The sequence below is a fragment of the Bradyrhizobium sp. genome (genome assembly GCF_050014615.1).
In the GTDB taxonomy this organism is placed as follows: Bacteria; Pseudomonadota; Alphaproteobacteria; order Rhizobiales; family Xanthobacteraceae; genus Bradyrhizobium.
In genome coordinates, this window is record NZ_JBEKCZ010000052.1 from 19,375 (window position 1) to 28,119 (window position 8,745).

Here is an 8,745-nt window from a genome sequence, read left to right on the forward strand (position 1 = left end):
CGGCGCGCGTAAAGTACGGCATGAACATCGTCCCCGATCCGAAATCGATCCCGGCCGGCTCCCTGCTCTCCCCTGAAGCCAATCAGGCGGCGGCGCTGGCCGCTGCTACCGGCGTACTCACCGTCGATCTCGACGCCATCGTCGCCAACTGGCGCAAGCTCGAGAAGACCGCCGTGCCGGCCGAATGCGCCGGCGTGATCAAGGCGGACGCCTATGGCTGCGGCGTCGACCCGGTCGCCCGCGCGCTGGCCGCCGCCGGCTGCAAGACCTTCTTCGTCGCCACGCTGGATGAAGCACGCACCGTACGTGCCGCGCTGCCTTCGGCCACGATCTACGTGCTCGACGGGTTTTTCCAGAATTGCGGCGACGCCTGCGCCAAGATCGATGCCAAACCCGTGATCGGCGACCTCAACGAGCTTGCCGAGTGGGATGTATTTTGCCGGCGCTCCGGCTGGGCCGGCGGTGCCGCCATTCATATCGACACCGGCATGAACCGGCTCGGCCTGACGCTTACGGAAGCGCAGGGCATCGTGCCCCGGATCAATGCAGGCGATCACGGCATCACGCTGGTGATGAGCCATCTCGCCTGCGCCGAAAATCTCAATCACCCGCTCAATGCCAAGCAGGTCGCGAGCTTCCGCGAGATCGCCAGCCTGTTTTCCGGCGTTCCGGCATCGCTGTCGAATTCGTCCGGCGTTTTCCTCGGGTCCCAGTTCCAGTTCGATCTGGTGCGGCCGGGTGCAGCGCTCTACGGCGTCAATCCGACGCCGGAAGCCGACAATCCGATGCAACCGGTTGTCGAACTGAAAGCCCGCATCGCACAGATCCGCAACGTCGAGCGGGGCGAAACCGTGGGGTATGGTGGCACCTGGACGACGCGACGGCCGACCAGGCTGGCGATCGTTTCGGCCGGCTATGCCGACGGCTATTTCCGCGCCGGTGGCAGCAATGACGGCACCCGCGGCGCCGAGGTGGTGGTCGCCGGCAAGCGATGCCCGGTCGTGGGCCGCATCTCGATGGACCTGTTGGCGGTCGATGTCACCGATCTCGACAAGAACGCGGTGCGTCGCGGTCACATGGTGACGCTGATCGGCGAAGGCATCACCGTCGACGAGCTCGCGCATCATTTCGGCACGATCGGCTATGAAGTGCTGACCAACCTCGGGCGTCGCTACGCCCGCGTTTACAAGGGCGGCCCCGGTTCGAGCGAACCCACCGCCGCTTCACCATAGATTCTTGCCGTCGATCACCTCGATCGTCACGGCATCGAGATCGAAATCGTCCAGCAGCCTGGAATTGACACCAACCCGCGGATTGTCGAAGTCCGGCTTGCCGCTCGACCAGTCCGGCGATTCGGAATAGGTGCCGCAGCCGCAATTCGCGCAGAAATGATGTTTGACGGTGCGGCTGCCCCACCGATAGGTCGCGACGTTTTCAATCGGCGTGGTCAGACGAAATTGCGCCGGCGTGTAATAGGCCCACAGCGCGCCGCGCTTCGCGCAAAGCGAGCAGGTACAGCGGGTGACGCTCACCGGAATCTCGCTCACCTCGAATTGTGTAGCGCTGCAATGGCAGCTTCCCTTGATGGTCATGATCTCTCCAGCCGGCTCCGAGCGCGGGGGCAGCGCGACGGAGCGAGACTAAGCGACCCCTGCTGCCACCCCTGTGTCAGCAGCCATCGCGTGCCGATCAGCCGGGCCGCGAACCCCTGGCTCCTTCTTCTGCGTATTGAGGGCGGCGCGATCTGTAGCCTGGACATAGAACCCCTTGGAACCTGCTGATACATTTGATCTGAAATGACCGATCCGCCGATGAAAATTGCCACCTTCAATATCAACAATATCAACCGGCGCCTGCCGAACCTGCTGCGATGGCTGCAGCAGGCGAAACCCGACATCGTCTGCCTGCAGGAGCTCAAATCGACCGACAAGGATTTTCCAATTCAAGCCATCGGCAAGGCCGGTTACGGCGCGGTCTGGCGTGGACAAAAGACCTGGAACGGCGTGGCCATCCTGGCGCGGAACGCCGACCCGGTGTTGACCAGGACCAGGCTTCCCGGCGACCCCAGCGACGACGAGGCGCGCTATATCGAAGCCGCCGTCAAGGGCATCCTAGTGACCAGCCTCTATCTGCCGAACGGCAATCCGCAGCCCGGACCGAAATTCGATTACAAGCTCGCATGGTTCAAGCGGCTCAAATCACACGCCGCGAAATTGCTGAAGCAGGACATTCCCGTGGTGCTGGCGGGCGATTACAACGTGGCGCCGACCGAACTGGATATTTATCCAACGAGGTCATGGGACAGGGATGCATTGATCCAGCCGAAAAGCCGCGCGGCGTTCAAATCGCTGGTGGCGCAAGGCTGGTGCGACGCGGTCCGCAGCGCCCATCCCACCAAACCGATGTTCACGTTCTGGGATTACAAGCGTAACCGCTGGCCGCGCGACGCCGGCCTGCGGCTCGATCATCTGCTGCTCAGTCCGGGACTTGCACCACGGCTGACCAAGGCAGGTGTCGATCGTAGGATCCGCGGCGAAGAAGGCGCCAGCGATCACGCGCCGGCCTGGATCATGCTTAAGTAGCCCGTATTGCGCGCCTGATCAGATCGACGAAAGACGCCTGGCGTTGGCCGCGACATGCTCCCGGTAGCGGCCGACGATATCGGCAGCAGAGGCGCCCGCCATCAGGCTTGCGCCGGCCTCAAACATCGCGTCGACTTTTTCGCTGACCATCAGTTGCGCTTCGCGTTCGGCATCCTCGCCGGCGGCGGCGAATTTCGTCAGACGAAGACGGATCACTTCACAGGCTTCGAACGCCAGCATGGCGCCTGCGAGCCACGGAAAGCCGGCATCAGACGGCCCGAAGAAATTGCGCGTTAGCATGGTACAACTCGTTGTCTGCGGGCTGGGGGGCGCCGATTTCGTCGCCTTTTTCCAATCCTCGAATTCAACGAGAATGAGCTTTAAATTTTAAGGACAGGCCCGCTAGTCCGCGGGCATTTTCGGTTTTGCGGTGACGGGGTGTTAACCAACAGGGCTACACCAAGCATGACGCCGCTAATGCGCGCCGAAATTCTACTTGCCTGTTGCCAGACGCCGCGTGCCGGACGCGGTCAGCCCGAGCTCTCCGAGCCGTCGCACCGCGTAGCCCAGCGCGACCAGGCGCTCCCAGTGCAATTGAGGGATTTCCCGCTGCGCGGCGCCCTGGCTGACCTCCAGCAATGAATCGAATTCGTCCGAACTCAGGGCGGGATGATCCGTCATCATGCGACCTCGTCGGTCCACACCTTGAAGCTGACCAGCGTATTCGGACCGAAAGTCTGGGTGATCGGGACATCGGAGGCGTCGCGTCCCTGCGCGATCAGCACACGACCGATCCGCGGCACGTTGTTGCGCGGATCGAAAGTGTGCCAGCGTCCGCCAAGATAGGCCTCGAACCAGCCGGCAAAGTCGCCCGGCCCGTAAGGCGGCAATGTCCCCATGTCGCCGAGGTACCCGGTGCAATAGCGCGCCGGAATGTTCATGCAGCGGCAGAATGCAATGGCGAGATGGGCATAGTCGCGACACACGCCCTTGCCTTCACCATAGACCTCCCACGCCGTTTTGGTCGCGCGGGCGTGTTCGTAGCCGAAGGCAATATGATGATGAACGAAGTCGCAGATGGCCTGGACCCGCGCCCAGCCCGGCATCGTGTTCTCGAACAGGCGCCAAGCGATGTCCGACAAGCGGTCGGTTTCGCAGTAGCGGCTGCCCAACAAGTACATCAGCGTGTCGGCCGGCAGGTCTTCGATCGCATGTTGAGCGGCCCCCGCAAACACCGGATCCGGCTGGCCGCTGTCGCGAACCACGCCGTCGGCCGCAAGTTGGAATTGACCGGCCGGCGCGACGATGCGGCTGCACCAGTTGCCGAACAGGTCGCGGTAGGGCGTGATCAGCACGGAAGGGCTTGTGGTCAGATAGTCAGGGACGATGATGTCGGAGGCGCGCGTGAAGTGCGTACCCAGCACCATGATCATCGGCGTCGGTTGCGGAAATTCGTAATGCATTTCGAATCCGACACGAATCTTCATTCGAAATACCTTCCTGACATCCCCTTGCAGATGGCTACTGGGCCATCGAATACAAGTCGCCAGCAGACCTATTTGGCCAATTGCCCGGATTCGGCGAGAAAGCGGTGGCTTATGATGCTCAATGCGCGCACCCTGCGCAGATGCACGAACATGCCCATGATGCGAAGCGCGCCAACGCCGTTCTCTCGATATGACCGTGCGCTCGCGACACGAAACCGTCCATTTCAAGCATCCATTCCGGATCAAGGGCGTCGATCGCCTGTTGCCGCCCGGCGCCTACGAGGTCGTCACCGACGAGGAGATGATCGAAGGCCTTTCGTTCGCCTCGTTTCGCCGCGTCGCCACCATGATCATGGTGCCGGCGGCGGCGCCACGCAGCTCGACCATGGAGATGATTTCCATCGGCTCGGTCGATCTGGCGGATGCCCAGCGCATCGATGCCTGCGCCCCATAGCAGTGACGAACCGCTCGACCTCGACAGGGATCTCTCTCCAGCGAGAGCTGACGCGGCCAGCCTCCATTGCATCCCGCGTCGAGACGATCGCGATAGTGTCCGAAGCCTTAGCCGAATAAATATTTCTTTAGTTGGGTTTGCACGGGGCCGGCGTAGAGTTCGTCGTGGGGCTCGCACTTAGCTTTTCGTATTGCGAAAAGGAGAATCCCATGACGAAGTTCATACTTTTTGGCGCTGCCGTCGTCCTTTCTTCCGCGCTGGCGGGGCCTGCAATGGCGCAACATGTCATCGCCCATCCCGACAGCTACGCCCAGCTCGCCCAGAGCGAGACGTGCCTGAACCGGGAGGCCGGAAATCCCTATAGCAAGGATGAGGATTACATGGCCTGGAGCGCCTGGCGCGATCGAGGCGGATGGGACGACCGTAACGACTGGCGTTGCATGCAAAACAACCGGTTGCGCCACCACCAAGCGGGCTTCTAGTTCCGCCGCAGCCGACGATGTTAGCTACACAGGTCGGTAGAGCATCACACTGAGTCAAAAAAGGCGGCCGCAAGGCCGCCTTTTTTGAGATGCGTTTCACGCGCATGCGTCCTCCGCCTGAAGCTTACTCAGGGCGCAGCGCCGAGCGCCGTGTTCGGCGTCGGCCGCATTCCAGTTCGAGAAACCGTGCGAGCAATCGCTGGCTACGAGCCGGAACAGGCGATCGCCTCATCAGGTGGCCCACTTCAACAGCGATCGCGCTCCAGTATAAAAATCCGCTTCGCTGCGAGGTCCGTCTTCACCTCATCATCCCTCACCGCATTCGTTGCCCTTGCGAGCAGGCCACTGCGCGAGCGCCGGCGTTGCACGCCTGGCGGGAGGCAAACGGTCAGAACAGGCCGGTTAAGGTTGCGTGGCGGCGTCGCCAACCAGAACACAAACGGAGCGCCCTTGACACTCTGAAAGTGGACGTTCAATTGTCGAAGTCGTCAGATCAAGCGAGAATAAGTTCCGGTTGGCTCGGTGCCCGCGCCCGCCTGGAGCGATGGCCGGCAAGGTCCGGCGGCAAAGAGCACTGCTGGGCGGCGAAATAACCCTGAAATAACCCTTTGGGAAAAGAACAATGAATCTGAAACAGATCGCAACCGTGTTGCTTGGAGTGAGCTCTCTGCTGCAAGCAAGCGCCGTCCTGGCGGCAAGCGTCGATGTCTCGGCGCACGACATCGGCGGCCAGGTGATCGGCGACAAGGGACCCGAAGCGGGCGTCTGGGTGATCGCGGAGACGAAAGACCTTCCGACCAAATATGCCAAAATTGTCGTGACCGACGATCAGGGGCGCTTTGTCATCCCGGATCTTCCGGATGCCAGCTACAAGGTCTGGGTTCGCGGCTACGGCCTGCAGGACACAGCGCAGCAGGACGCCCGCCCCGGCAAGCTGCTCGACTTCAAGGCCGGGCCTTCGCCTTCGGCGGCGGCGGCGGCACAGCTCTATCCGGCGATGTATTGGTACTCCCTGCTCGAGATTCCGGGACCGCAAGAGTTTCCCGGGACTGGCGACAAGGGCAACAAGATCATGGAGACCATGAAGTCCCAGGCCCAGTGGGTGGATACGGTCAAGAACATGTGCCAGTCGTGCCATTCGATCGGCTCGCGCGGCATCCGCGAAATACCCAAGCAATTCATGGAAGGCGCCGACTCGCACACGGCATGGGCGCTTCGCACCCAGGCTGGTCAGGCCATGGAATACATGGCGATCGTGCTTGGCAGCATGGGGCCGGAAAAGGTCTACGATCTTTTTTCCAAATGGACCGACAAGATCGCGGCCGGCGAACTGCCGTTCGATAAGCCCGAGCGGCCCAAGGGCATTGAACGCAACGTCGTCTACACCATGTGGGACTGGGCATCGCCCACGCATTACCAGCACGATGCGATCTCGACCGACAAACGCAATCCGACGGTCAACGCCAACGGCCTGATCTACGGCTCGCCGGAAGAAAGCACCGATCTCATTCCGACCCTTGACCCCGTCAAGAATGTCGCCTCCACCATCAAGGAACCTTACCTCGATCCGAAAACCCCGTCGTCGGAGGACGCCCCGCGCGGGCCGTCGGCCTATTGGGGGGACGAGGCCATTTGGGATGGTCACACCAGCATCCATAACGTCATGATGGACGGGGCCGGCAAGCTCTGGTTCACCGCGCGGCTGCGGCCGCCGGAAAATCCGGATTATTGCAAGCAGGGGTCAAGTCTTCCGTCGGCGAAGGTCTCGCCGCAGGCGACGTCGCTGCGCCAGCTGTCGCGCTTCGATCCCGCGACCGGCAAATGGGACCTGATCAATACCTGCTTCACATCCCATCACCTTTATTTCGCGCACGATGCCAACGAGACGCTGTGGATGAGCGCAGGCGGCCCGGGACTAGGTGGCGGCATCGTCGGTTGGCTCAACACCAAACAATTCCGCGAGACCGGGGACGGTGTTGCCGCGCAGGGCTGGACTCCGCTGGTCATCGACACCAATGGCAATGGCAAGCGCGACGAGTTCGTGGGCGCCAAGGACCCAGTGGATCCGACCAAGGACAAGCGGATCATGGCGTCGTTCTACGGCATCATGCCGAGCCCGGTGGACGACTCGATCTGGGGACAGGCGATGGACCGCGGCTTCTCGCGCGTCGATCAGCCCGGCTACATCGTCCGGGTGATGCCGGGGCCTGATCCGACCAATACCGCCCTGGTCGAAGCCTACCAGCCGCCGGAGGGGACATTCGGCCCGCGCGGTATCGATATTGGATTGGACGGCGTGGTCTGGACCGTTCTCTCGAGCGGTCACCTCGCGAGCTTCGATCGCACGCTGTGCAAGGGACCGCTCAACGGCCCGACCACGGCGGATGGCAAGCAGTGCCCGGAGGGATGGAAGCTCTATCGGCTGCCCGGCCCGCAGTTCAGGGGATTGGACCCCAAGGGCAGCGCCAACCATGCTTATTACGTCTGGGTCGATCGCTACAACGTTCTCGGCCTCGGCGCCAATGTGCCGATCGCCTGCACCAACGGCGCCGAGTCGTTGATGGCGCTGGTGAAGGGCGAATTCGTCAATCTGCGAATGCCCTATCCGCAGGGCTTCTTCACCAAGAATGTTGACGGCCGGATCGACGACCCGTCGGCCGGCTGGAAGGGTCGCGGCATCTGGACCACCTCGGGCACCCGCGCGAACTTCCACAGCGAAGGCGGTATCGAGGCCTATCCAAAAGTCTTCAAGGTCCAGATGCGGCCCGACCCGCTGGCGCACTGACGCTCGCGGCTTCGTTGCCGTCCAGCTCCGCACGTTAGCCTCGTGCGGAGCGAAGGCCCGCGCCGGCATACGTCCCGTTGCTTTGTTGACTGCATTTCGGGCCTTCCCCATAAGCAACCCCGGCCCGGATTCGCAGGAGACCTGATCCCTTGAATTTCCTCTTCGTGCTCGCGGTCGGGCTGGTCGCCGGCACCATCAGCGGCATTGTCGGCACCGGCTCGTCGATCATGCTGATGCCGGTGCTTGTCTATCAATACGGACCGAAGCAGGCCGTGCCGATCATGGCGATCGCCGCGGTGATGGCCAACCTGTCGCGTATCCTGGCCTGGTGGCGCGATGTCGACTGGCGCGCCTGTGCCGCCTATTCGATCCCCGGAATTCCCGCCGCGGCGCTGGGCGCACGCACGCTGCTGGCGCTGCCGTCGCACGCGGTGGATATTTCGATCGGCCTGTTTCTGATCGCGATGGTGCCGGCGCGGCACTGGCTCGCCCGGCATGATCTTAAATTCTCGCTCTGGCATCTGGCGATCGGCGGCGCCGTGATCGGCTACATCACCGGCATCGTGGTTTCCACCGGGCCGCTCAGCGTGCCGTTGTTTCTGTTTTACGGCCTCACCAAGGGCGCGTTTCTCGCCACCGAAGCGGCCAGCTCGCTCGGGCTCTATTTGAGCAAATCGGTGGTGTTTCAGCGCTTCGGCGCGCTGACACCGGATGTGGCGCTGCAGGGCGTGATCGCCGGCTCCTCGCTGATGTTCGGCGCCTTCATCGCCAAGCGGTTCGTGCTTCGGATGGCACCGGACGTGTTTCGGCTGGCGATGGACGGGATCATGCTCGCGGCGGGGCTTTCCATGCTATGGAATGCGACGCAATCACCTTGAAGCGCGACTCACTCCCCGATGGCCAAAAACACCCTCTCCTTTGTCTGCCAGAACTGCGGCGCGGCCTATAACCGCTG

10 protein-coding genes are annotated in these 8,745 nt (G+C 62.4%); 6 read left to right on the forward strand and 4 right to left on the reverse strand.

Translation table 11 applies throughout. The features are described 5' to 3' along the window. Window positions 1-20 precede the first annotated feature (20 nt). Entirely contained in the window at window positions 21-1,232 is a 1,212-nt protein-coding gene (alr, locus tag ABR948_RS11090; protein ID WP_428117129.1) for an alanine racemase, read from the forward strand. Here the strand turns inward: alr and ABR948_RS11095 are convergent. Continuing rightward, window positions 1,224-1,592 (reverse strand): GFA family protein, encoded by a 369-nt coding sequence (locus tag ABR948_RS11095; protein WP_428117132.1) that lies wholly within the window; start codon window positions 1,590-1,592, stop codon window positions 1,224-1,226. The two genes, alr and ABR948_RS11095, sit on opposite strands and share 9 nt — an antisense overlap. A gap of 219 nt (window positions 1,593-1,811) precedes the next feature. Here ABR948_RS11095 and ABR948_RS11100 point away from each other — a divergent pair, with 219 nt between their 5' ends. Further along, window positions 1,812-2,582 carry an exodeoxyribonuclease III gene (locus ABR948_RS11100; RefSeq protein ID WP_428117135.1) on the forward strand — a complete coding sequence of 257 codons (771 nt, stop codon included), beginning with the start codon at window positions 1,812-1,814 and terminating at the stop codon, window positions 2,580-2,582. 18 nt (window positions 2,583-2,600) lie between these two features. On the opposite strand, the gene ABR948_RS11105 is transcribed toward ABR948_RS11100, so the two are convergent. From ABR948_RS11105 to ABR948_RS11115, 3 genes are all read right to left on the reverse strand, one after another. Next, the gene (locus ABR948_RS11105; protein ID WP_428117138.1) at window positions 2,601-2,882 is read right to left on the reverse strand and encodes a hypothetical protein; all 282 of its coding nucleotides are present in this window, start codon (window positions 2,880-2,882) and stop codon (window positions 2,601-2,603) included. Between the two features lie 192 nt (window positions 2,883-3,074). Beyond that, window positions 3,075-3,263 carry a hypothetical protein gene (locus ABR948_RS11110; protein WP_428117141.1) on the reverse strand — a complete coding sequence of 63 codons (189 nt, stop codon included), beginning with the start codon at window positions 3,261-3,263 and terminating at the stop codon, window positions 3,075-3,077. After that, window positions 3,263-4,069, reverse strand: a complete 807-nt coding sequence (locus ABR948_RS11115) for a transglutaminase-like domain-containing protein (RefSeq protein WP_428117143.1) — start codon at window positions 4,067-4,069, stop codon at window positions 3,263-3,265. Before ABR948_RS11115 ends, ABR948_RS11110 begins: the two co-directional genes overlap by 1 nt. Before the next feature lie 190 nt (window positions 4,070-4,259). On the opposite strand from ABR948_RS11115, the gene ABR948_RS11120 reads away from it, so the two are divergent. From ABR948_RS11120 to ABR948_RS11135, 4 genes are all read left to right on the forward strand, one after another. After that, window positions 4,260-4,523, forward strand: a complete 264-nt coding sequence (locus tag ABR948_RS11120) for a hypothetical protein (RefSeq protein ID WP_428117146.1) — start codon at window positions 4,260-4,262, stop codon at window positions 4,521-4,523. A 209-nt stretch (window positions 4,524-4,732) separates the two neighbouring features. Next, window positions 4,733-5,005 (forward strand): hypothetical protein, encoded by a 273-nt coding sequence (locus ABR948_RS11125; RefSeq protein WP_428117149.1) that lies wholly within the window; start codon window positions 4,733-4,735, stop codon window positions 5,003-5,005. A gap of 622 nt (window positions 5,006-5,627) precedes the next feature. After that, a complete protein-coding gene (locus ABR948_RS11130; protein WP_428117152.1) occupies window positions 5,628-7,790 on the forward strand; it encodes a carboxypeptidase-like regulatory domain-containing protein in 2,163 nt (720 codons plus the stop codon). A 149-nt stretch (window positions 7,791-7,939) separates the two neighbouring features. Beyond that, entirely contained in the window at window positions 7,940-8,668 is a 729-nt protein-coding gene (locus ABR948_RS11135; protein ID WP_428117155.1) for a sulfite exporter TauE/SafE family protein, read from the forward strand. Window positions 8,669-8,745: the final 77 nt, after the last annotated feature.

Coding starts and splice junctions, on each gene's coding strand:
- alr (WP_428117129.1), top strand. CDS start 21: ATGAACATCGTCCCCGATCCGAAATCGATCCCGGCCGGCTCCCTGCTC.
- ABR948_RS11095 (WP_428117132.1), bottom strand. CDS start 1,592: ATGACCATCAAGGGAAGCTGCCATTGCAGCGCTACACAATTCGAGGTG.
- ABR948_RS11100 (WP_428117135.1), top strand. CDS start 1,812: ATGAAAATTGCCACCTTCAATATCAACAATATCAACCGGCGCCTGCCG.
- ABR948_RS11105 (WP_428117138.1), bottom strand. CDS start 2,882: ATGCTAACGCGCAATTTCTTCGGGCCGTCTGATGCCGGCTTTCCGTGG.
- ABR948_RS11110 (WP_428117141.1), bottom strand. CDS start 3,263: ATGACGGATCATCCCGCCCTGAGTTCGGACGAATTCGATTCATTGCTG.
- ABR948_RS11115 (WP_428117143.1), bottom strand. CDS start 4,069: ATGAAGATTCGTGTCGGATTCGAAATGCATTACGAATTTCCGCAACCG.
- ABR948_RS11120 (WP_428117146.1), top strand. CDS start 4,260: ATGACCGTGCGCTCGCGACACGAAACCGTCCATTTCAAGCATCCATTC.
- ABR948_RS11125 (WP_428117149.1), top strand. CDS start 4,733: ATGACGAAGTTCATACTTTTTGGCGCTGCCGTCGTCCTTTCTTCCGCG.
- ABR948_RS11130 (WP_428117152.1), top strand. CDS start 5,628: ATGAATCTGAAACAGATCGCAACCGTGTTGCTTGGAGTGAGCTCTCTG.